This is a genomic window from Arthrobacter sp. 4R501 (genome assembly GCF_002929755.1).
Taxonomy (GTDB): Bacteria; Actinomycetota; Actinomycetes; order Actinomycetales; family Micrococcaceae; genus Arthrobacter.
The window spans coordinates 55,688-75,395 of record NZ_PJIW01000019.1 but is presented as its reverse complement, the minus strand read 5'-3'; the positions used below and the strand labels follow the sequence as shown (position 1 = coordinate 75,395).

The window sequence follows — 19,708 nt, the reverse complement described above, 5'->3', positions numbered from 1 at the left end:
GATTGCCAATTGATTGCAGGCTGTGGCAATCTAGGAGCTACAGGGCTGTGGCAACCATCACAAGCCCCCTGTCATCCCGTTCAGTGAGGAGCGCGCCATGGCGATGCAAGCAGCCGGAACAGACCGTCCTGCCACCATCCACGACATCGCCGCAATCTGCGGTGTGGCCGCGTCCACCGTGTCCCGCGCACTTTCCACTCCCGACCGGGTCAACATCCGGACGCGTGCACGGATCGAAGCCGCGGCCGCCGAATTGAACTACACGCCGAACAGCCAGGCGAAGGCGCTGAGCTCCGGCCGCACCGGCGCCGTCGGCGTCCTGGTGCCTGACATCACCAATCCGTTCTATTTTGACCTCATCCGGGGCACCCAGCTGCAGCTCAAGGCGGCCGGTTACACCCAGCTGCTTGTGGACACGGAAGAGTCCGACGAGGTGGAGGCCTCCACCATGGAGCAGCTGCGCAAGAGCGCTGACGGCATCATCGTCGCCGCGTCCAGGCTCAGCGACGAGGCGCTGTTGGCCGCGGCCGCCAAGATTCCCACGGTGACCATCAACCGCGACGTAGCCGGCGTTCCCGCCGTCGTGATTGACACGCCGTCCGCCACCAGCCAGGCGCTGGACCACCTGATTTCCCTCGGCCACACCCGCATCGCCTACATGGCCGGCCCCCTCACGTCTCAATCCAGCACTCTTCGATGGAATGCGCTGTCGGCTGCCGCGGAGGACCGCGGCGTGGAGGTGCGCAGGCTGGGCCCGTTCGCCCCCAAGACACAATCAGGTGCCGCCGCGGCAGATGCGGCCGTACACTCCGGCGTCACCGCGTGCATTGCCTTCAACGACCTCATCGCCATCGGTATGCTCCAGCGACTGCGCGAACGCGGCATCCGGGTCCCGGAGGACATCAGCGTGGTGGGCTGCGACGACATCTTCGGCGCGGACTTCTGCAATCCCCCGCTGACCACCATGACATCGCCGATCGAACAGGCCGGCCGGGTGGCCGTGTCCATGCTCCTGGCCCAACTCAACCCGCTGGCGGGCGGTGGCAGCCGCAGCCGTTCGCTGATGCCTACGCATCTCACGGTCCGCGGTTCAACCGGAGCGGCACCGGGAACGCTGTAGGTCCGGGGCCCCAAGTGTCCGTTCGCGCTGAGTACTCAATTGTCCGTTCACGCCGGGTCCCAAGTGTCCGTTCGCGGCTGGACACGTGGGTGGTTCGGGTGGACACAGTTGAGCGTTGTTGACAGGGCTGACTAGGCTGGATCACATGCGCGAACTCCAGGCCACCATCATCGAAGAAATGGGCGTGCAGCCCCGGATCGACCCCCTCGGGGAGGTGCGCAAGCGGGTGGATTTCCTGAAGGATTACCTCCGGGCAACCCATACCAAGGGCTTTGTCCTGGGGATCTCGGGCGGGCTGGACTCCTCGCTCGCCGGCAGGCTGGCCCAGCTGGCCGTGGAGGAACTTGAGGCAGAAGGCGTGGAGGCCAACTTCGTCGCCGTCCGCCTTCCGTACGGCGTCCAGCATGACGAGGACGACGCCCAGGCCGCCCTGGACTTCATCCAGGCCAAGACGGAATGGACCTTCAACATCTCCGCCGCCGTGGATGGCTTCGAGGACGAGTTCGAGAAGACGGTGGGGAACGGGATCTCCGATTTCCACAAGGGCAACACCAAGGCCCGCACGCGCATGATCGCGCAGTACGCGCTGGCCGGCGAGCACAACTACCTGGTGATCGGCACCGACCACGGCGCAGAGTCCGTCACCGGGTTCTTCACCAAATACGGCGACGGCGGCGCGGACATCCTGCCCCTGTTCGGCCTCAACAAACGCCAGAACCGTGAACTGCTGGCCGAACTGGGCGCCCCAGCCCGGGTCTGGGAAAAAGTACCCACCGCCGACCTCCTGGACGGCAGGCCCGGACGCACCGACGAGGACGAACTGGGAATCACGTACGACCAGATCGATGATTACCTCGAAGGCCGGGAGATCCCCGAAGCGGCCGCCGAGCTGATCGAAGAGAAGTACCTCCGCACACGCCACAAGCGCACTGTACCGGTCACCATCTTCGATACGTGGTGGAAATAAGCGGCAGCCGAGGTACGCCGGGTCGGGCTGTCAGCCGAACCGGGGCACTTTGAACCCTGCCTGGACCGATCCCGCCCGGAATACGGCGTGTCCGTGTCAAAGTGCCCCACAACGGGTCAGCCACACGCCGCCGAGCAGGTCAGACGGCGCCCGGCGAACGGGCCAGCAGCGACGTGATCCGGTGGGCTTCCTCCATCAGCAGCTTGCCGAGGAACTCCTGCCGTTCCGGCCGGAACCGGGGCTCGATGCCGGTGAGTGAAAGCGCGCCGACCGGCCTGCCCAGCTGATCGAACACGGCGGCCCCCATTCCCCAGCTGCCCTCAAGCACCAGGCCGGGATTCACTGCAAAGCCATGTAGCCGGGTCCGTTCCAGATTCCGGCGGACCACGTCCATGCTGTGGCCTGCCGCGAAGCTGCCGGCGTGCTGGTCCCAGCCGGAAAGGATGGCCTCCTGTTCCTCGTCCGGGAGGAACGCCATGATGGCGGTCCCGGCCGAGGCCACTCCCAGTGGAAAGCGGACTCCCTCGTGCAGCACGAAGGAGCGTACCGGGAAGCTGCCCTCTTCCCGCAGCACGCAGACCGTCTCCTGGCCCCTGCGGATGGAATAGAACGCGCTCTCCCCGGTCTCGTCCGCCAGGCGGCGCAGACTTGGCCGGGCCAGGTCTTCAAACGGGAAGCGGGCCGCTGCCACTGATCCCAGCAGGAAAATCTCAGGACCCAGGATCCAGTTTCCGCTGCGGGCATCGTGGTCCAGGAGGCCCTCCGCGGCAAGGGAGGCCAGGAGCCGGTGGACGGTGGGACGGGTCAGCCCCGATTCCCGGACCAGGCCGGAAATCGAGCTGCCCTCCGGCTTCCGGCCGACCAGCCGCAGCAGTGACGCCACGCGGCCCACTACCTGCGCCCCTTGGACTGGATTTGTCATACGGCTCTCCAACTCTCAAAAAATCCTCCACAATGTGGACACCGCAAAGCCTACCGTCCACGCTGTGAAATATCTTCCCTACTAGGCGGATTGCAACGTTGACCAGCTTTCGCGAGCGCCCTAGGCTCCTTCTTCAAGCCCTACGTCCACAAAGTGGATAACCCGAATGGCTCTGCACGCTCGATGACGAGGAGACGGAATGTCCAAACTGAAATCCAACGCCGCCGCGGCCCTGGCGGAAACGCTCCAGGACGGCATGACGCTCGCCGTCGGCGGCTTCGGCCTGAGCGGCATCCCGGCGGACCTCATCGAGGCCGTGCGTGATTCCGGTGTGCGCGACCTGACCGTTGTGTCCAACAACATGGGCGTGGACGGGAAAGGCCTGGGTGTGCTGATCGAAGCCGGCCTGGTCCGCAAGGTGATCGCCTCGTATGTCGGCGAGAATAAACTCTTCGCCGAGCAGTACCTCGCGGGCCTGCTTGAGGTGGAGTTCACCCCGCAGGGCACCCTGGCCGAGCGCCTCCGTGCCGGCGGCGCAGGCATCCCCGCCTTCTACACCAAGACCGGTGTGGGAACGCTGGTGGCCGAAGGCAAACCGCTCGCAGAGTTCGACAGCGAAACGTACGTCCAGGAGCGCGCCATCCGCGCCGACATCGCACTGGTCCACGCGCACACCGCTGACACGGACGGGAACCTGATCTACCGCTACACGGCCCGGAACTTCAACCCCGTCGTGGCCACCGCCGGCCTGGTGACCATCGCCGAAGCGGAAGTCATCGTGGAGCCCGGCGCACTGGATCCCAACCACATCGTCACCCCGGGCGTATACGTCCAGCACCTGGTTCAGGCGCGCGGCCGGTTCAAGGATATTGAACAGCGCACCGTCCGCTCCCGGGAAACGGCAGCAGTCCCCGCCTCAACACCTGTGTCCGCCTGACCCGCCGCCCCAGCCCACAGCGCGAACGAACACTTAAGCCCCCAAAACTTTGACCCCAAGGAGAACCCCATGGCCTGGACCAGGGACGAAATGGCTGCCATCGCGGCCGAGGAACTGAACGACGGCGACTACGTGAACCTGGGCATCGGCATCCCCACGCTGGTCGCCAACAACCTGCCCGACGGCGTCCGCGTGGTCCTGCAGAGCGAAAACGGACTGCTCGGCATGGGTCCGTTCCCCTATGAGGGCGAAGAGGACGCTGACCTCATCAACGCCGGCAAGCAGACCGTCACCGTGCTTCCCGGCGGCAGCATCTTCGACTCCGCCACGTCCTTCGGCATGATCCGCGGCGGGCACGTCAAGGTGGCAATCCTGGGCGCCATGCAGGTCTCCGGCAACGGCGACCTCGCCAACTGGACCATCCCCGGCAAAATGGTCAAGGGCATGGGCGGCGCCATGGACCTCGTGGCCGGCACCCCTCGCGTGGTGGTCCTGACCGAGCACAACGCCAAGGACGGCACAGCGAAGATCGTCACCGAATGCACCCTGCCTCTCACCGGACTGCGCTGCGTTGACCGGATCATCAGCGACCTCGCAGTTTTCGACATCGTGAAGACCGAACAAGAAGCGGACGACGACGGCGGGCGGCAGCTCACGCTGACCCGCCTTGCGCCGGGGGTCACCGAGGAGGAAATCCGCGAAAAAACCGACGCCACATTCACCGTCGCCCTGGAAGCAGCACTGAACGAACCAACCCTGAACGAAGCAACCCTGGAAGGAGCCACGGCATGAGCCTCAAGGAACAGTTCGGCAAGGATGTCCTGCTCACCGGATGGGGCCACAGCCGGTTCGGCAAACTCACCGACGAGACCCTCGAGTCCCTGATCGTCCAGGTGGCCACCGAGGCCATCACCAACGCCGGGATCGAGCCCGGCCAGATCGACGAGATCTACCTGGGCCAGTTCAACTCCGGCATGATGCCGCTGGCGTTCCCGTCCTCGCTGGCATTGCAGGTCTCGGACCAGCTGGCCAACGTCGCCGCCACGCGGGTGGAGAACGCCTGTGCCTCCGGTTCGGCCGCGTTCCAGCAGGGCACCAAGTCGCTGCTGGCCGGGACGGCGAAGACCGTGCTGGTGATCGGCGCCGAGAAGATGACCCACGCTGGCGCCGACGTCGTAGGAGCCGCCCTGCTGGGTGCCGACTACGACATGGCCGGGCAGACCTCCACCACCGGCTTCACGGGCCTGTTCGCGGACGTCGCCAAGCACTACGACAAGCGCTACGGACGCGGCGACGGAAAGCTGGGCGACGTGCTGGGCTCCATAGCGGCCAAGAACCACCGCAACGGTGTGGACAACCCCTACGCCCAGCTCCGCAAGGACCTCGGCGAGGAGTTCTGCCGCACCATCTCGGACAAGAACCCCATGGTGGCTGACCCACTGCGTCGCACGGACTGCTCCCCCGTGTCCGACGGCGCCGCCGCCGTCGTGCTGTCCGTCTCGCCTACCGGCGGAGCCGCTGCGCCGGTAAGGCTGGCGGGTTTTGGCCACGCGAACGACTTTTTCCCGGCCGAACGGCGGGACCCCACCACCTTCGCCGCCACCCGGGTGTCCTGGCAGCGCGCCTTGGGGATGGCCGGCGTCGGCCTTGAAGACCTGGACTTCGCTGAGGTCCACGACTGCTTCACCATCGCCGAACTGCTGATGTACGAGGCCATGGGCCTGACCGAACCTGGCCAGGGCGCCCGCGCTGTGCAGGAAGGCTGGGTCTTCAAGGACGGGAAGCTGCCCATCAACGCCTCCGGAGGACTCAAGGCCAAAGGCCACCCCGTCGGCGCCACCGGCGTGTCCCAGCACGTCATCGCCGCCATGCAGCTCACCGGCACCGCCGGCGACATGCAGCTCGCCAACCCCCGCCGCGCCGCCGTCCAGAACATGGGCGGTGTGGGCATCGCCAATTACGTCAGCGTCCTGGAAGCCGTCTAACAACCAACACGGGGTCACACTATGCCCTTGCGGGTCAGATTATCGGGCCAAATCTGACCCCGCGTTGGATTTACCGGCGGCTAACCGTGGGCACGGATCAGGGCAGCGATCTCGCCGAAGCCCAGCCGCTCCGCATTCTCCAGCGCCGTGCGGCCTTGAGGATCGCGGATGTTGGGGTCTCCACCGGCGTCCAGAAGCTGGCGCACAACCTCCTGCTGCCTGGGCCCGCCGTCGTTGAGCAGGATGGACTCCTGCATCGCGGTCCAGCCCAGGTTGTTCACGTGGTTTACGGGCACGCCGGCGGCGAGGAGGATGCGGACCGTCTCCACGTGGCCGTGCTCGCTTGCGGGAATCAGCGCGGTCCCGCCATACCGGTTGGTGCTGGCAACGTCCGCGCCGGCCGCCAGCGTCAGCCGGAGAACCTCGTTGAAACCCTCGGCTCCGGCATAGAGGAACGCGGAATCCTGGATGGCGTCCTTGGCGTTCACGTCGCCGCCGCGGCCAATGAGTTCACCCACCAGCGCCACGTTGTTGGCCTTGGCGGCGGTGATCAGCTCCTGGTCCAGCTGGGCCTGGGCTTCGGCCGACAAGGCTGGCGGCGTGGTGGGAGCCTTGTTGGGGGCAGACGGTGATGCGGACGGCGTGGAAGTGGCCGGAAGCGGGGGCTCCGGACTTTCCAGGGCGGACGACGGCGGCGACTCCACCCGCGGCGGCTCACCGGGACCCGTCTGGCAGGCGGCCAGGCACACTGCCACGCCGCCCGCGAGCGCGAGTACCGCCGCTGAACGGAGTACCCGGCGCCCGGTCCTGAACCGCAAGGTCCTAAACCGCCGAGTCGTAAACCGCCAGGTCCTGAACCGCCTCATGGAGCCGAGCCTACTTGCCTGAGCCGGCAGCTGCAGCGGCGATGGCCTCGGCGCCGGCGGTGGCGCAAGCCTCGTCCAGGTTGCCGTCGGGGGCACCGCCCACGCCGATGCCTGCCACGGACACACCATTGACCTTGAGCGGGACGCCGCCGGGCAGGAACAGGGTGCCGGGGAGGTCCGCGATGCTGGGCCCGTTGCCGTTGACGCGCTTGGCCAGCTCGCTCGTTGGTGCACCGAACGCGGCCGCGGTGTAGGCCTTCTGCTGGGCTGCTTCGATCGTGTGCTCGGCGGCGTTGTCCCCGCGCAGGAGCGCCTGGACGGTGCCGAACCTGTCCACCAGCGCCACCGTGACGAACGGCAGCTTGTCAGCCTGGCATTTCGCAAGGGCTGCGCTGACGGCGTCTGAGGAGGCGCCCACGGTGATGCGGTTCTGCGCCACCACGGTCTCCGGCGCCTGCGGGATATCGACGGCGGGTACCACGGTGGGAGCGGCCACCTGGCTGGTCCCGGCGTTGGCTGCAGCGGTCAGCCCTCCCGTCAGCAGCAAAGCTCCTGCGGCAGCAACGGCGGCGGCAATCTTGTTGGACTTCTTCACGGTGTTTCTCCTTGGGTTGATGGACTCACGTTGCTGGACGCACGTTGCTGGACTCAGGTTGGCGGAATCCATTGGAACGGGCATCGGCTCCATCCATCCTGTCCGGACCCGCCGGAACAGACATCGGGCCTTTGTCTGCGCCCCGCTCCCCCGGATGGCCAGCAGCATCAGCCAAAAGGCGGAGAGACCAGCAACGGCGCGGGCAATAGCATGGGATAGAACGCCCCTGACCTGAACCGGACCCCATGCCCTCCCCAGCCGCTCCCCGTAAAACCCTGACCGACGGATCCCCGCCGACCACCGGACGCGCCCAGCCTCGTGGACCGGCCGGCGCCCCTGGCCGGTTCGGCCGGATCGACACCGCCGTCCACCTTGGCTTCGCTGTCCTGCTCGTCGCTTCGGCCATCCGCTATGCCATGCGGCACAGCCTGCAGGACAACCTGCTGGTCCTCGGCCTGGCTGGAACGGTGTGCGCGCTCTACGCCGTCATCGCCGTACTGGCCCGGCAGAGACGCCCTTGGGCGGTCTGGATGCTCGTGTTTGTGGCCGTCTGGGCAGCACTGGTCATCGCCGCACCCAGCTTCGCCTGGTGTTCCTTTGCGATCCTCTTCCTGTGCCGGACAGCCTTTAGGGGCGTCGTGGGTTACGTGGCGGCAAGCGCGACGGCGGCCGCCACCGCCGTCGGGCTGTTCCGGCTCAGCGACGGGACGGACCTGGCGATGCTGCTGGGGCCGCTCGCCGTCGGCGTGATGCTGACACTGATCTATGACCGGATCGAGCACGACGCCGCGGAGCAGCGTCGTCTCCATGCGGAGGTATCGCTGGCACACGGGCAGCTGGCGGCCGGCGAGCGCCTGGCCGGCACCATCGCCGAACGCGAGCGCGTATCGCGGGAGATCCACGACACCGTGACGCAGGGCCTGGCCAGCAGCCTGCTGCTCCTGGAGGCCGCTGACCGTTCGTGGCCAGGCCAGGCATCGCGCCAGGAGCTCAACCAGGCTACGGAACTGCTGCGCCGGAATCTCTCCGAGACGCGCAATCTGGTCCACGAGCTCGCCTCCCCGGGCCTCGACGCATCGCCGCTTCCCGAAGCCCTGCACCAGGCGGCCGCCCAGTACGTCCCGCACGCCCGGCTCCTGGTCACCGGCGAACCGAGGGACGTCCCGGCGGACGTCCGGCACGCCCTGCTGCGGGTGGTCCAGAGCGCGGCCGCGAACATCCAGCAGCACGCAAACGCCGCCACCACAACCCTGACGCTGGGGTTCCTTCCCGGCTCCGTCACCCTGGACATCTACGACGACGGGACGGGCTTTGACCCGTCGGCGGCAGCACCGCCGTCGGACGCCGGAGGCTACGGGCTGCGGGCCATGCGCCAGCGGGTGGAGCAGCTGGGCGGGGTATTCTCGGTGGAAAGTTCCCCCGGCGAAGGGACCATCGTGGCCGCACAGGTGCCGGCCCGGGCGCAGTCAGCGCCACCTGGCCAGCAGATGACAGCGGAGGACGCATGACTACCATCACTGTCCTCCTGGTGGACGACCACCTGGTGGTCCGGAGCGGACTGAAGGCGCTGCTGGGTACGCAGCCTGACTTTGACGTGGTGGCCGAGGCCGCCTCCGGCGAGGAAGCGCTGGGGCTGGTGGAACACCACTCCCCTGCCGTGGTGGTGATGGACCTGGCCATGGGCGCCGGAATGGACGGGATCGAGGCCATCAGGCAGCTGCGGCAACGCAACCGCCGGCAGGCCATCCTGGTGTTCACCACATACGATTCCGACGCGGACATCGTCCGGGCGGTCGACGCCGGCGCCATGGGCTACCTCCTCAAGGACGCCGCCCCGGACGAAATCTTCGCCGCCATCCGCGGTGCCGTGCAAGGGAAGAGCGTCATGAGCGCCCCCGTGGCCTCCCGGCTCTTCCAGCAGCTGCGCAATCCCGACGAGGTCCTGACGCCCCGGGAGGCGGAGCTGCTGAGCCTCCTGACCGAGGGGCTCAGCAACCGGGAACTAGGCCAGCGGCTCTTCATCTCCGAGGCCACCGTCAAGACCCATCTGGCGCATATCTACGCCAAGCTCGGGGTGGAGACCCGCGCCGCGGCGATCGCCACGGCCATCCGCCGGGAGGGCATGCGCTAGCCCGCAGCGGTCAATTCCCGTGTACCACTTCTGTAACAGCGGTGACACTTGATGACTGCAGCTATTGCACGCCCACCGCGCAGCCCCTAGGTTTGAGACAGCGGACTACAGACTCCGCGTCTGCCTGCCGTCCGAGCAGGACCAGAAAAGGGTTACAAAGGAAGTTAGCAATGGCAACAGGCACAGTTAAATGGTTCAACGCTGAAAAGGGCTTTGGTTTCATCGCTCCGGACGACGGATCCGCCGATGTTTTCGCGCACTATTCCGCAATCGCCAGCAGCGGCTACCGCTCGCTGGATGAGAACCAGAAAGTCGAATTCGATGTGACCCAGGGCCCCAAGGGCCCGCAGGCAGAGAATATTCGCCCGCTCTAAGGTTCTGATCAACTGCCCTGACCGTGCTGCAAAGCATGGCCAGGGCAGTTTTTTCTTAAATTCTTTCCGGTGAATTGCTAGACGAAGGCCGATTTTCCGGTAACGGCCCGGCCAACAATCAGCGAATTGATTTCGTAGCTGCCCTCATAGGTATAGAGGATTTCGGCATCACCAAACAGCTTGCCCATTTCAAAGTCCGAGCTGATCCCGTTGCCGCCCAGCAGCGACCGTCCCATCGCCACCGACGCGCGGGCCAGCCGGGTGCACGTGGACTTTGCCATGGCCGCCTGTGCCATCTCCAGCTTGCCGTCCGTCTGGATCCGGGCGAGCTGGGCCATCAACGCCAGTGACGCGGAGGCGTTGCCCAGGATCTCCGCCAGTTGCTGCTGGACCAGCTGGAAGCATGCCAGTTCCTTGCCGAATTGCTTGCGTTCCAGGGAGTAGGAACGGGCGACGTCGAAGGCGGCCAGCTGGATCCCGGCACCTTGCCAGCCAACCCAGGCGCGCGAATCCCGCAGGAGATCGTTGGCTTTGGAGAAGTCCGTGGCGCCCGGCAGCATGTTGGACGCCGGAATCCTGACGTTGTCCAGCACAATGTCCGCGTTCTGCATGATCCGCAGGCCGATCTTGTTGGCAATCTTGGTGGCCCGGTAGCCAGCGCGGTCTGTCTCCACAATGAAGCCCTTGATGTGCCCGTCCGCAGCGTCGCGCGCCCACACCAGGGCAAAGTCCGCGATGGTCCCGGAGCCGATCCAGCGCTTCGCGCCGTTGATCACCCACTCGCCGCCCTCCAGCCGCGCGGATGTTTCCAGCCCGCCGGCGATGTCCGAGCCGTGTTCCGGTTCGGTCAGGGCGAAGGCGCCCAGCTGGGTAAAGTTCTTCAGGCCAGGCAGCCACCGCTGCTTCTGTTCCTCGGAACCGAGGGCGTCGATCATCCCCACGATCAGTTCGTTGTGGATCCCCACGAGTGCCGACAGTGAAACGTCCGCCCTGGCCACTTCGACGTACATCAGGCCCTTGAAGAGCTTGGACGTGCCGTCCGTCTGCAAGGTGCCAAGCCCGTGCTTGCCCATCTCCGCCAGCAGCCCGAACGGGAATTCCTCGCGGTTCCAGTAGTCAATGGAGGCCTGCCGCACGGTGGACTGCAGGAACGCCCGGATCTCCAGGTAGCGCTCGCGCTCCGCCGCGGGCAGGAGGTCCACGATGTGCATCAGGTCTGCCTCTGGAAAGGGCGGGGCTTCGGTCACAACACGCTCACGTCCTTGTGGCTGCACGCTTCATATCCCTTCGGTCTTCCAAACCCTTGGATGTCCTAGTATATTGCACAGGGATGGATTCTTAGTGATGCGCATCACTGGACGAAAGGTGTCCCCCATGTCAGTCACCGATGACTTCCGCGAGGCACGCGACCGCCTGCTGACCCTGCATTCCGACTACCACCAGGCCAGGCGCGAGTTCGTGTGGCCGCGCTTCACGGAATTCAACTTTGCCCTCGACTGGTTCGATCAGATCGCCGCCGATCCTGAGAAGGCCGGCAATCCGGCCCTGGTCATCGTGGAGCAGGACGGGTCGGCTACCCGCCGGAGTTTCGCGGACCTGGCCGCCCGTTCCAACCAGGTGGCCAACTGGCTGAGAAGCCAGGGCATGCGCCGCGGGGACCGCATGATCGTTATGCTGGGCAACCAGGTGGAGCTCTGGGAGCTGATGCTGGCCGGCATCAAGCTGGGCATTGTCCTGATCCCCACCACCACCCTGATGGGTCCGGAGGACCTGGCCGAACGCGTGGAGCGCGGCGAGGCGGGCTGGGCCGCCGTCGGACGTTCCAACATCGGTAAGTTTGCCGGCGTCCCCGGCAATTACCGCCTGATCGAAATCGGCGGGATCGGCACCGCCGCAACAACAACGGCCACCGCGGATGCCCTCCAGTACAGGGATTCGACGACGGCGGCAGTCACCTTCACAGCCGACGCCCCCACCCACGCGGACGAGACGCTGCTGCTGTATTTCACCTCCGGAACCACGTCGAAGGCGAAGCTGGTGGAGCACACCCACACGTCGTACCCCGTGGGGCACCTCTCCACGATGTACTGGATCGGCCTGGAACCCGGCGACGTGCACCTGAACGTGGCATCGCCGGGCTGGGGCAAACACGCGTGGTCCAATTTCTTCGCCCCGTGGATCGCGGAGGCGTGCGTATTTGTCTACAACTACGAACGGTTCGACGCCCGTGCCCTAATGGAGCAGATGGACCGCGAGCGCGTCACCAGCTTCTGCGCCCCGCCCACGGTCTGGCGGATGCTGATCCAGGCGGACCTGAAAGTGCTGAAGACCCCGCCCACCAAGGTGGTCTCCGCGGGCGAACCGCTGAACGCCGAAGTGATCGAACAGGTCCAGCGCGCCTGGGGCCAGACCATCAGGGACGGTTTCGGCCAGACCGAAACCACCGTCCAGGTGGCCAACACGCCCAGCCAGCCGGTCACCATCGGCGCCATGGGGCGGCCGCTTCCCGGCTACGACGTTGTGCTGGTGGATCCGAACACGGGGGAAGAAGCCGAAGACGGCGAGCTGTGCCTCCGCCTGGACCCCCGGCCGGTGGGGCTGATGAAGGGCTACTACGGGGACGCGGAACGGACCGCCGAGGCGTTCCGCGGCGGCTATTACCACACGGGCGACATGGCCAGCCGGGACAAACACGGTGTCATCACCTACGTGGGCCGCGACGACGACGTCTTCAAATCCTCCGACTACCGGCTCTCCCCGTTCGAACTGGAGAGCGTGCTGCTGGAACACCCGGCCGTGGCCGAGGCGGCAGTGGTTCCGTCGCCGGATGCGGTCAAGCTTTCGGTCCCCAAGGCCTATGTTGTGCTGGTGTCCGGGCTGGAGCCGGGGCCGGAGCTGGCCGAGGACATCCTGCGGTACTGCCGCGAACACCTGGCGCCGTTCAAGCGGATCCGGCGGCTGGAATTTGCGGCGCTGCCCAAGACCATCTCGGGCAAAATCCGCCGTGTGGAGCTGCGGCACAATGAGGTGCTCCGGCATGGCGGGGGCGCGCACCCGGACGGCTTCGGTGTGGAGTACTCCGAGGCGGATTTTCCGGGGCTGAAGGGCTGAGGATGGCTGCGCCACTGCCCCGGGACCCCATCGCGGACGCCCAACGGAACTGGGAGGAGCACGGCTGGGCCGATGTCGCCGCCCCCATGGCCGCGATCACCGCGATCATGCGCACGCAGCAGATCCTGCTGGCCCGGATCGAGGGTGCCCTGAAACCGTTCGGGCTGACCTTCGCCCGCTACGAACTGCTCGCGCTCCTCAGCTTCGCCCGCAGCGGTGCGCTGCCCATGAACAAGGCGAGCGCCCTGCTCCAGGTCCATCCCACCTCGGTGACGAACGCCGTCGACCGTTTGGAAGGCTCGGGACTGGTGACCCGTTCGCCGCATCCCACGGACGGCCGCACCACCCTGATCGAGCTCACCGCGGAGGGGCGGATCGTTGCCAAACGGGCGACGGCGGTACTCAACACCGAGGTGTTTGGCCAGTCGGGGTTCGACGCAGCCGATGTTGACCAGCTGATCCGCATCCTGGGTACTTTCCGCCGGAACGCCGGGGACTTTGCGGACTAGCGGCGTCCCTTAGCGTTTGGCAGCCCAACGGGTCTCGGAGCGCGGCTTGGCTCTCACGTGCATGCGTTCGCCCTGGGTTCCAAAGAGGCTGAGGAACTCCACCGCCTCGGTGTCCGCGCGGCCGAACCAGTGGGGTACCCGGGTATCAAATTCGGCTGCCTCGCCGGGTCCCATCACCAGGTCCTGGCCGCCCAGGACCATCCTGAGTTTGCCGTTGAGCACATACAGCCATTCGTACCCCTCATGGACCTGGGGGTCCGGCTGGTCAAGCGTGCCGGCGGGCAGGATGTGCTTGTAGGCCTGGATCCCGCCGGGCCGCCTCGTCAGCGGGATGATGGTCATGCCGTGCCGGACCATGGGGCGCAGGTGCAGGCGGGGATCGCCCGTGGCGGGAGCCCCGACGAGTTCGTCCAGCGGGACCCGGTGCGCTTTGGCCAGCGGCAGCAGCAACTCCAGGTTGGGGCGACGCTGCCCGGATTCCAGCCGTGAGAGTGTGCTGACCGAAATCCCGGTGGCCTCGGCGAGGGCCGCCAGGGTGGTGTTGCTGTTGAGGCGGAGGGCCCTGAGCCGCGGCCCCACCGCTGCCAGCACGTCGTCGAATTCTTCATCCATTGGCCCAGTTTGCCATTCCAGCAACTTTCCTTGCCACCCTGAGCAGGTGCCGCGGAGCATGGAGGCATGAGAACACACAATGAAAGCACCTGCGACGTCCTGATCATCGGTGGAGGGGCCACCGGCCTGAGCGCCGCGCAAATGTTGGGCCGGTCGCGCCGTTCCGTGGTGGTGGTTGATAGCGGCGAACCCCGCAACGCCCCCGCCCAGGGGGTCCACGGATTCCTGTCCCGCGATGGTGTCAGCCCCGCCGAACTCCTGAGGATCGGACGTGCCGAAGCCGAGCACTACGGCGCACGGATAGTGGAGGGCGAGGCTGTTGCCGCTGCGGGCAATGCGGCCGACGGTTTTTCCGTGACCCTCGCGGGCGGCACCGTGATCCGAGGGCGCCGCCTGCTGATCACCACCGGGCTGGTGGACGAATTGCCGGGGATTGCCGGGCTCCGCGAGCGCTGGGGCAGGGACGTGCTGCACTGCCCGTTCTGCCACGGCTGGGAGGTGCAGGATCAGGCCATCGGCATCCTGGGCAACGGGCCTTGGTCCGTGCACCAGGCCCTGCTCTTCCGGCAGTGGAGCGGCAACATCACCCTGTTCCTGAACGACCTGACCCTGCCCACCGACGACGAGCTGGAGCAGCTGGCCGCCCGGGGCATCAGGGTGGTGGCGGGCGCCGTTGAATCATTGCGGGTGGAGCAGGACGTCCTGCGCGGTGTCGCCTTGGCCGGCGGACCCGAGATCGCCGTGGACGCGGTGGTGGTGGGACCCCAGGTGCGCGCACGGCTGGGCGCCTTCGCCGGACTTGGCATCGAGCCGGCACCCCATCCCATGGGGATCGGGGACTTCCTGGAGACCGATGCCGACGGCGCCACCGCGGTCCCCGGGGTGTGGGCGGCGGGCAACGTGACGGACATGCGTGCGCAGGTCCTGGCCTCGGCGGCGGCTGGTGCGTGGACCGCCGTCGTGATCAACAACCATCTGATGGCCGAGGAACTGGCCGCAGACGTTGCCGCCCACCGGGAAGCCCTGTCGGTTGCCCGGTAATTACCGGTCAGCGGTGGGTGAACTCGGGCTGCCGTTTTTCCGTAAAGGCGGCCATGCCTTCCTTCTGGTCCTCGCTGGCAAAGAGGGAGTGGAAGATCCGGCGTTCGAAGAGGACACCCTGGGCGAGTCCCGTCTCAAAGGCCGCGTTGACGGCTTCCTTCGCAAGCATGGCCACGGGCTTGGACTTGGACGCGATGACCTCCGCGGCTTTGAGCGCCTCCTCCACCACATTCTCCGCGGGCACCACGCGCGAGACGAGTCCGGAGCGTTCAGCCTCCTCGGCACCGATGAAACGCCCGGTGAGGATCATGTCCATGGCCTTGGCTTTGCCCACGGCGCGCGTGAGCCGCTGCGAACCGCCCATGCCCGGCAGCACCCCGAGGTTGATCTCCGGCTGGCCGAACTTGGCGTTGTCCCCGGCGATGATGAAATCGCACATCATGGCCAGCTCGCAGCCGCCGCCCAGGGCGAAACCGGACACGGCCGCGATGACCGGGATCCGCAGCCGGGTGAAGTCCTCCCAGCCCCGGAACCAGTCTGCGGCGTACATGTCCATGTAGCCCTGCGAGGCCATCTCCTTGATGTCGGCACCCGCGGCGAACGCCTTGGTCGAGCCGGTGATCACCACCGCGCCCACGCCGGGGTCGGCGTCCATGGCGGTGAAGGCTGCCACGAGCTGGTCCATGGTGGCTTTGTCCAGGGCGTTGAGCGCCTCCGGCCGGTTGAGCGTGACCAGCCCTACCCGGCCGCGCTGTTCCACAAGGATGTTCGTGTACTCCGTCATGCCTGACCTTTCAGCTGTTTTCGCGTGTTGCTCGTGCTGCAGAGTTGCCAGTGCTGCAGATGGTTTTCGAGTGTTGCCAGTGCTGCAGATGGTGCTAGTGCTGCGATTTGTCGCGGATATCGGTGATGATTCCGGAGAAGTCCCGGCCGGCTCCGCCTTCAGCGGCAAACGTATCGTAGATTTCCGAGGCGAGCGGTCCCAGCCGGGCGGCCACCCCGGTACTATCCAGCGCATTCAGCGCGAGCCGCAGGTCCTTCGCCATCAGCGCCCCGGCGAAGCCCGGCTGGTAGTCGCGGTTGGCGGGGCTGGTGGGGACCGGTCCGGGCACGGGGCAGTTGGTGGTCAGGGCCCAGCATTGCCCGGAGGCGTTGGAGGCGACGTCGAACAGCGCCTGGTGCGTCAATCCCAGCTTCTCGCCCAGCACAAAGGCTTCGCTGACCGCGATCATGGAGACCCCCAGGATGAGGTTGTTGCAGATCTTGGCGGCCTGGCCGCCACCGTGCCCGCCGCAGTGGACCACCCGTTTTCCCATCACCTCGAGCAGGGGCCGGACTGCCTCGAAGTCCTCCGTTTCGCCGCCCACCATAAAGGTCAGCGTGCCGGCTTCCGCACCCACTACACCGCCGGAGACCGGGGCATCCACGGCACGGTGGCCGGCGGCAATGGCGAGCGCGGAGGCTTCGCGTGCCTCGTCAACGTTGATGGTGGAGCAGTCCAGGAACATGGTCCCCGGCTTCGCCTCGGCCAACAGGCCCGGCTGTCCCTCCGCGCCGCGGTAGGCGTCCAGCACGTGCTGTCCGCTGGGGAACATGGTCAGCACCACGTCGGCACCGGCGATGGCGTCCAGCGGACTGGCCACCGTGGGGACGCCGTGCGTTTGGGCGGCGTCCAGCGCGGCGGGGACCACGTCGAAGCCCGCCACGGTGTAGCCGGCACGGACCAGGTTCACTGCCATGGGCCCGCCCATGTGGCCCAGGCCCAGGAAAGCGACGGTGGTTTGTTCAGGCATTGTCCGGCTCCTTTGTGTGCAGGTTGAGTTCCCGGTCCCCCAGCGGCGCGAAGAACCGTTCTACGTCTGCCGCGTGCACCTCGTGCAGCGTGGCCGGCTTCCATTGCGGATCGCGGTCCTTGTCCACCACCTGCGCCCGGATCCCTTCGCGGAAGTCGGGCGCAACCAGGAACCGAAGCCCCACGCGGTATTCCTGCGCCAGTGCCTCGTCCAACGTCAGTCCTTTGGCCCGGCGGAGGGACTCCAAGGCCACCTTCACAGCCGTAGGCGACTTCGCTTCGATGGTGTCGGCGGCCTCGGCCGCTTCGGCCGCAGACGCGCCGCCCGAGGCCTCATCCAGCGTCTGCAGCCGCCGGACAATGTCCTCCACGTCGTCACTGGCGTAGGCCGCATCGATCCAGTCCCGCTGCACCTCCAGCCCCGAGGGCGGCGGATTCCGGGCAAAACGTACGACGGCGGCTTCCGCACTTTCGTGTTCGAGCGCGGCCGCCAGCTCCGGCAGGCTCCCCGACGGGACAAAGTGGTCCGCGAGGCCCAGGAACAGCGCATCCGCCCCGGTCAGGTGGGCTCCTGTCAGCGCGGCATGGGTGCCGGTCTCTCCAGGTGACCTCGCCAGCAGCCAGGTCCCGCCGACGTCGGGCACAAACCCGATGGTGGTCTCCGGCATTCCCGTCCGGGTCCGTTCGGTGACCACCCGCACGGAGCCGTGTGCGGAGATTCCCACGCCGCCGCCGAGCACCAGTCCGTCCATAAAGGCCACATAGGGTTTGGGGTAGGCGGCAATCAGGGAGTTCAGCCGGTATTCGTTCTGCCAGAAGTCAGCAGTTTCCGTCCCGCCGCCGAGGATGTCCCGGTAGATCGCCACAATGTCGCCCCCGGCGCAGAGGCCACGCTCACCGGCGCCGCGCACCAGGACGGTGGCCACGCCGTCGTCGTCTGCCCAGGCAGTGAGCTGCGCCAGCACGGCGTCCACCATGCCGGCGTTCAGTGCGTTGACGGCCTTGGGCCGGTTGAGCGTGATGATGCCCACGTGGCCGCGCTTCTCGAACAGAACCTCCGTCATCAGCTGCCTTCCGGCATGATGAAGCTGGCGCCCTGGCGGATCCCGGACGGCCAGCGCGTGGTGACCGTTTTGGTCTTGGTGTAAAAACGGAACGCATCGGCGCCATGCTGGTTCAGGTCGCCGAAACCGGACGCTTTCCAGCCGCCAAACGTGTAATAGGCGATGGGGACGGGGATGGGGACGTTGATGCCCACCATGCCCACCTCCACCCGGCTGGCAAAGTCCCGGGCGGCGTCGCCGTCGCGGGTGAAGATGGCCACGCCGTTGCCGAATTCGTGCTCGGAGCACAGCCGGAGGGCTTCGTCGTAATCGGCGGCACGGAGCACGCTGAGGACGGGGCCGAAGATTTCCTCCTGGTAGATCTTCATGTCCTTGGTGACATGGTCGAAGAGCGTGGGTCCCACCCAGAAGCCGTCGTCATAGCCTTCCACCGTGAGGCCGCGCCCGTCGGCCAGCAGGGTGGCACCCTCGTCCACGCCGGACTGGATGTAGCCCTCGATCCGTTCCTTGGCACTGGCTGCCACCACGGGCCCGAAGTCCGAGTCCTTGTCCAGGCTGTGGCCCACCCGCAGGTGCTTCACGCGCTCCGTCAGCTTGGATACCAGTGCGTCCGCGGTTTTCTCCCCCACCGGGACGGCCACGGAAATGGCCATGCAGCGCTCGCCCGCGGAACCGAATCCGGCGCCGATCAGGGCATCGGCGGCCATGTCCAGATCCGCGTCCGGCATGATCACCATGTGGTTCTTGGCCCCGCCAAAGCACTGGGCGCGCTTTCCGTGGGCGGCCGCGGTGGCGTAGATGTACTGGGCGATGGGCGTTGAACCCACAAAGCCGATCGCCTTCACGCGGGGATCTTCCAGCAGCGCGTCAACGGCTTCCTTGTCCCCGTTGACCACGTTGAAAACGCCGTCCGGCAGCCCGGCCTCGGTGAACAGTTCGGCCAGGCGCAGCGGAACCGAGGGGTCCCGTTCGGAGGGCTTGAGGATGAAAGCGTTGCCGGCGGCGAGGGCCGGACCGGACTTCCACAAGGGGATCATGGCCGGGAAGTTGAACGGGGTGATGCCCGCGACCACCCCGAGTGGCTGGCGCAGCGAGTGGACGTCGATGCCTGCACCGGCGTCGTCGGAGAACTCGCCTTTGAGCAGGTGCGGGGCGCCCGCCGCGAACTCCACCACTTCAATGCCGCGCTGGATATCGCCCTTGGAATCGGCGAACGTCTTCCCGTGCTCGGAGGACAACAGCGTGGCAAGTTCGTCCATGTTCTCGTTGACGAGGTCAACAAACTTAAGCAGGATCCGGCCGCGGCGCTGCGGGTTCATGGCGCCCCACTGGACCTGCGCTTTCTCCGCGGCAGCCACCACGTTCCGGACCTCCTCCCCGCTGGCGAGGGGCAGGCGCGCCTGGACCTGGCCGGTGCAGGGGTCAAAAACGTCACTGAAGCGGCCGGAGGTCCCCGTCACCCGCTGGCCGTCTACGTAATGGGATAGTTCGCGCACCATGATGCAATGCTCCTTCGCATGTGATCCAGGTCATCTCTGCAAGCGAATATACTCGGACTTCCTACTAAATTCCAGACTGCCCCAAAACCCTCGTGGCACACGCTGCCGCCGTCGTCGGCATTTGTAGCGGCACACCGTCCGGGGGCACTTTGACGTGGATCTGGGCCCTCAAGACGCGATTCG

At 66.6% G+C, this 19,708-nt stretch carries 20 protein-coding genes; 11 read left to right on the top strand and 9 right to left on the bottom strand.

The genetic code is table 11. The annotated features are described in order from the left end of the window. Nucleotides 1-103 precede the first annotated feature (103 nt). Together CXR02_RS17780 and nadE are read left to right on the top strand one after the other, a co-directional pair. The gene (locus CXR02_RS17780) at nucleotides 104-1,120 is read left to right on the top strand and encodes a LacI family DNA-binding transcriptional regulator (protein ID WP_104063206.1); all 1,017 of its coding nucleotides are present in this window, start codon (nucleotides 104-106) and stop codon (nucleotides 1,118-1,120) included. A 145-nt stretch (nucleotides 1,121-1,265) separates the two neighbouring features. Then, the gene (nadE, locus tag CXR02_RS17775; protein ID WP_104063191.1) at nucleotides 1,266-2,087 is read left to right on the top strand and encodes an ammonia-dependent NAD(+) synthetase; all 822 of its coding nucleotides are present in this window, start codon (nucleotides 1,266-1,268) and stop codon (nucleotides 2,085-2,087) included. 139 nt (nucleotides 2,088-2,226) lie between these two features. On the opposite strand, the gene CXR02_RS17770 is transcribed toward nadE, so the two are convergent. Beyond that, the gene (locus tag CXR02_RS17770; RefSeq protein ID WP_104063190.1) at nucleotides 2,227-3,009 is read right to left on the bottom strand and encodes an IclR family transcriptional regulator; all 783 of its coding nucleotides are present in this window, start codon (nucleotides 3,007-3,009) and stop codon (nucleotides 2,227-2,229) included. 199 nt (nucleotides 3,010-3,208) lie between these two features. Here CXR02_RS17770 and CXR02_RS17765 point away from each other — a divergent pair, with 199 nt between their 5' ends. The 3 genes from CXR02_RS17765 to CXR02_RS17755 all read left to right on the top strand — a co-directional run bounded on the left by CXR02_RS17765 (nucleotide 3,209) and on the right by CXR02_RS17755 (nucleotide 5,931). Beyond that, nucleotides 3,209-3,946 carry a CoA transferase subunit A gene (locus CXR02_RS17765; protein ID WP_104063189.1) on the top strand — a complete coding sequence of 246 codons (738 nt, stop codon included), beginning with the start codon at nucleotides 3,209-3,211 and terminating at the stop codon, nucleotides 3,944-3,946. A 69-nt stretch (nucleotides 3,947-4,015) separates the two neighbouring features. Further along, nucleotides 4,016-4,738, top strand: coding sequence for a CoA transferase subunit B (locus CXR02_RS17760; protein ID WP_104063188.1), 723 nt, complete (start codon nucleotides 4,016-4,018; stop codon nucleotides 4,736-4,738). Continuing rightward, a complete protein-coding gene (locus CXR02_RS17755) occupies nucleotides 4,735-5,931 on the top strand; it encodes an acetyl-CoA acetyltransferase (RefSeq protein WP_104063187.1) in 1,197 nt (398 codons plus the stop codon). The genes CXR02_RS17760 and CXR02_RS17755 overlap by 4 nt, the downstream gene beginning before the upstream one ends. An 80-nt stretch (nucleotides 5,932-6,011) precedes the next feature. On the opposite strand, the gene CXR02_RS17750 is transcribed toward CXR02_RS17755, so the two are convergent. Beyond that, entirely contained in the window at nucleotides 6,012-6,635 is a 624-nt protein-coding gene (locus CXR02_RS17750; protein ID WP_258061093.1) for an ankyrin repeat domain-containing protein, read from the bottom strand. A 172-nt stretch (nucleotides 6,636-6,807) separates the two neighbouring features. Continuing rightward, entirely contained in the window at nucleotides 6,808-7,392 is a 585-nt protein-coding gene (locus tag CXR02_RS17745; RefSeq protein ID WP_104063186.1) for a heme-binding protein, read from the bottom strand. A gap of 245 nt (nucleotides 7,393-7,637) precedes the next feature. Here CXR02_RS17745 and CXR02_RS17740 point away from each other — a divergent pair, with 245 nt between their 5' ends. The 3 genes from CXR02_RS17740 (at nucleotide 7,638) to CXR02_RS17730 (ending at nucleotide 9,897) form a co-directional block, all read left to right on the top strand. Continuing rightward, nucleotides 7,638-8,900: a sensor histidine kinase gene (locus tag CXR02_RS17740; protein WP_104063185.1), complete on the top strand. Its 1,263-nt coding sequence runs from the start codon at nucleotides 7,638-7,640 to the stop codon at nucleotides 8,898-8,900. Then, nucleotides 8,897-9,523, top strand: a complete 627-nt coding sequence (locus tag CXR02_RS17735) for a response regulator transcription factor (protein ID WP_104063184.1) — start codon at nucleotides 8,897-8,899, stop codon at nucleotides 9,521-9,523. The genes CXR02_RS17740 and CXR02_RS17735 overlap by 4 nt, the downstream gene beginning before the upstream one ends. 170 nt (nucleotides 9,524-9,693) lie before the next feature. Continuing rightward, nucleotides 9,694-9,897, top strand: a complete 204-nt coding sequence (locus CXR02_RS17730) for a cold-shock protein (protein ID WP_013599688.1) — start codon at nucleotides 9,694-9,696, stop codon at nucleotides 9,895-9,897. A gap of 77 nt (nucleotides 9,898-9,974) precedes the next feature. Here CXR02_RS17730 and CXR02_RS17725 read toward each other — a convergent pair whose 3' ends face one another. Next, nucleotides 9,975-11,108, bottom strand: a complete 1,134-nt coding sequence (locus CXR02_RS17725) for an acyl-CoA dehydrogenase family protein (protein ID WP_141141936.1) — start codon at nucleotides 11,106-11,108, stop codon at nucleotides 9,975-9,977. A gap of 163 nt (nucleotides 11,109-11,271) precedes the next feature. On the opposite strand from CXR02_RS17725, the gene CXR02_RS17720 reads away from it, so the two are divergent. Then, nucleotides 11,272-13,008 (top strand): AMP-binding protein, encoded by a 1,737-nt coding sequence (locus CXR02_RS17720; protein WP_104063204.1) that lies wholly within the window; start codon nucleotides 11,272-11,274, stop codon nucleotides 13,006-13,008. A 2-nt stretch (nucleotides 13,009-13,010) separates the two neighbouring features. Then, the gene (locus CXR02_RS17715; protein ID WP_104063182.1) at nucleotides 13,011-13,517 is read left to right on the top strand and encodes a MarR family winged helix-turn-helix transcriptional regulator; all 507 of its coding nucleotides are present in this window, start codon (nucleotides 13,011-13,013) and stop codon (nucleotides 13,515-13,517) included. Between the two features lie 9 nt (nucleotides 13,518-13,526). Here CXR02_RS17715 and CXR02_RS17710 read toward each other — a convergent pair whose 3' ends face one another. Beyond that, complete coding sequence (locus tag CXR02_RS17710; RefSeq protein ID WP_104063181.1) at nucleotides 13,527-14,129, bottom strand: helix-turn-helix domain-containing protein; 603 nt, start codon at nucleotides 14,127-14,129, stop codon at nucleotides 13,527-13,529. 66 nt (nucleotides 14,130-14,195) lie between these two features. On the opposite strand from CXR02_RS17710, the gene CXR02_RS17705 reads away from it, so the two are divergent. Continuing rightward, nucleotides 14,196-15,170, top strand: a complete 975-nt coding sequence (locus CXR02_RS17705; protein WP_104063180.1) for an NAD(P)/FAD-dependent oxidoreductase — start codon at nucleotides 14,196-14,198, stop codon at nucleotides 15,168-15,170. 7 nt (nucleotides 15,171-15,177) lie between these two features. Here the strand turns inward: CXR02_RS17705 and CXR02_RS17700 are convergent, their stop codons facing one another. The 4 genes from CXR02_RS17700 to CXR02_RS17685 all read right to left on the bottom strand — a co-directional run bounded on the left by CXR02_RS17700 (nucleotide 15,178) and on the right by CXR02_RS17685 (nucleotide 19,525). After that, nucleotides 15,178-15,954 (bottom strand): enoyl-CoA hydratase, encoded by a 777-nt coding sequence (locus CXR02_RS17700; protein ID WP_104063179.1) that lies wholly within the window; start codon nucleotides 15,952-15,954, stop codon nucleotides 15,178-15,180. Nucleotides 15,955-16,048: 94 nt separating this feature from the next. Then, the gene (gene mmsB / locus CXR02_RS17695; RefSeq protein WP_104063178.1) at nucleotides 16,049-16,963 is read right to left on the bottom strand and encodes a 3-hydroxyisobutyrate dehydrogenase; all 915 of its coding nucleotides are present in this window, start codon (nucleotides 16,961-16,963) and stop codon (nucleotides 16,049-16,051) included. Then, a complete protein-coding gene (locus CXR02_RS17690; RefSeq protein ID WP_104063177.1) occupies nucleotides 16,956-18,026 on the bottom strand; it encodes an enoyl-CoA hydratase/isomerase family protein in 1,071 nt (356 codons plus the stop codon). The genes mmsB and CXR02_RS17690 overlap by 8 nt, the downstream gene beginning before the upstream one ends. After that, complete coding sequence (locus CXR02_RS17685) at nucleotides 18,026-19,525, bottom strand: CoA-acylating methylmalonate-semialdehyde dehydrogenase (protein WP_104063176.1); 1,500 nt, start codon at nucleotides 19,523-19,525, stop codon at nucleotides 18,026-18,028. The genes CXR02_RS17690 and CXR02_RS17685 overlap by 1 nt, the downstream gene beginning before the upstream one ends. Between the last annotated feature and the right edge of the window lie 183 nt (nucleotides 19,526-19,708).

What these genes read in the sequence shown, in the direction of transcription:
- CXR02_RS17780 (WP_104063206.1), top strand. Translation starts at nt 104, where the DNA reads ATGCAAGCAGCCGGAACAGACCGTCCTGCCACCATCCACGACATCGCC.
- nadE (WP_104063191.1), top strand. Translation starts at nt 1,266, where the DNA reads ATGCGCGAACTCCAGGCCACCATCATCGAAGAAATGGGCGTGCAGCCC.
- CXR02_RS17770 (WP_104063190.1), bottom strand. Translation starts at nt 3,009, where the DNA reads ATGACAAATCCAGTCCAAGGGGCGCAGGTAGTGGGCCGCGTGGCGTCA.
- CXR02_RS17765 (WP_104063189.1), top strand. Translation starts at nt 3,209, where the DNA reads ATGTCCAAACTGAAATCCAACGCCGCCGCGGCCCTGGCGGAAACGCTC.
- CXR02_RS17760 (WP_104063188.1), top strand. Translation starts at nt 4,016, where the DNA reads ATGGCCTGGACCAGGGACGAAATGGCTGCCATCGCGGCCGAGGAACTG.
- CXR02_RS17755 (WP_104063187.1), top strand. Translation starts at nt 4,735, where the DNA reads ATGAGCCTCAAGGAACAGTTCGGCAAGGATGTCCTGCTCACCGGATGG.
- CXR02_RS17740 (WP_104063185.1), top strand. Translation starts at nt 7,638, where the DNA reads ATGCCCTCCCCAGCCGCTCCCCGTAAAACCCTGACCGACGGATCCCCG.
- CXR02_RS17735 (WP_104063184.1), top strand. Translation starts at nt 8,897, where the DNA reads ATGACTACCATCACTGTCCTCCTGGTGGACGACCACCTGGTGGTCCGG.
- CXR02_RS17730 (WP_013599688.1), top strand. Translation starts at nt 9,694, where the DNA reads ATGGCAACAGGCACAGTTAAATGGTTCAACGCTGAAAAGGGCTTTGGT.
- CXR02_RS17725 (WP_141141936.1), bottom strand. Translation starts at nt 11,108, where the DNA reads ATGCACATCGTGGACCTCCTGCCCGCGGCGGAGCGCGAGCGCTACCTG.
- CXR02_RS17720 (WP_104063204.1), top strand. Translation starts at nt 11,272, where the DNA reads ATGTCAGTCACCGATGACTTCCGCGAGGCACGCGACCGCCTGCTGACC.
- CXR02_RS17715 (WP_104063182.1), top strand. Translation starts at nt 13,011, where the DNA reads ATGGCTGCGCCACTGCCCCGGGACCCCATCGCGGACGCCCAACGGAAC.
- CXR02_RS17710 (WP_104063181.1), bottom strand. Translation starts at nt 14,129, where the DNA reads ATGGATGAAGAATTCGACGACGTGCTGGCAGCGGTGGGGCCGCGGCTC.
- CXR02_RS17705 (WP_104063180.1), top strand. Translation starts at nt 14,196, where the DNA reads ATGAGAACACACAATGAAAGCACCTGCGACGTCCTGATCATCGGTGGA.
- CXR02_RS17700 (WP_104063179.1), bottom strand. Translation starts at nt 15,954, where the DNA reads ATGACGGAGTACACGAACATCCTTGTGGAACAGCGCGGCCGGGTAGGG.
- mmsB (WP_104063178.1), bottom strand. Translation starts at nt 16,963, where the DNA reads ATGCCTGAACAAACCACCGTCGCTTTCCTGGGCCTGGGCCACATGGGC.
- CXR02_RS17690 (WP_104063177.1), bottom strand. Translation starts at nt 18,026, where the DNA reads ATGACGGAGGTTCTGTTCGAGAAGCGCGGCCACGTGGGCATCATCACG.
- CXR02_RS17685 (WP_104063176.1), bottom strand. Translation starts at nt 19,525, where the DNA reads ATGGTGCGCGAACTATCCCATTACGTAGACGGCCAGCGGGTGACGGGG.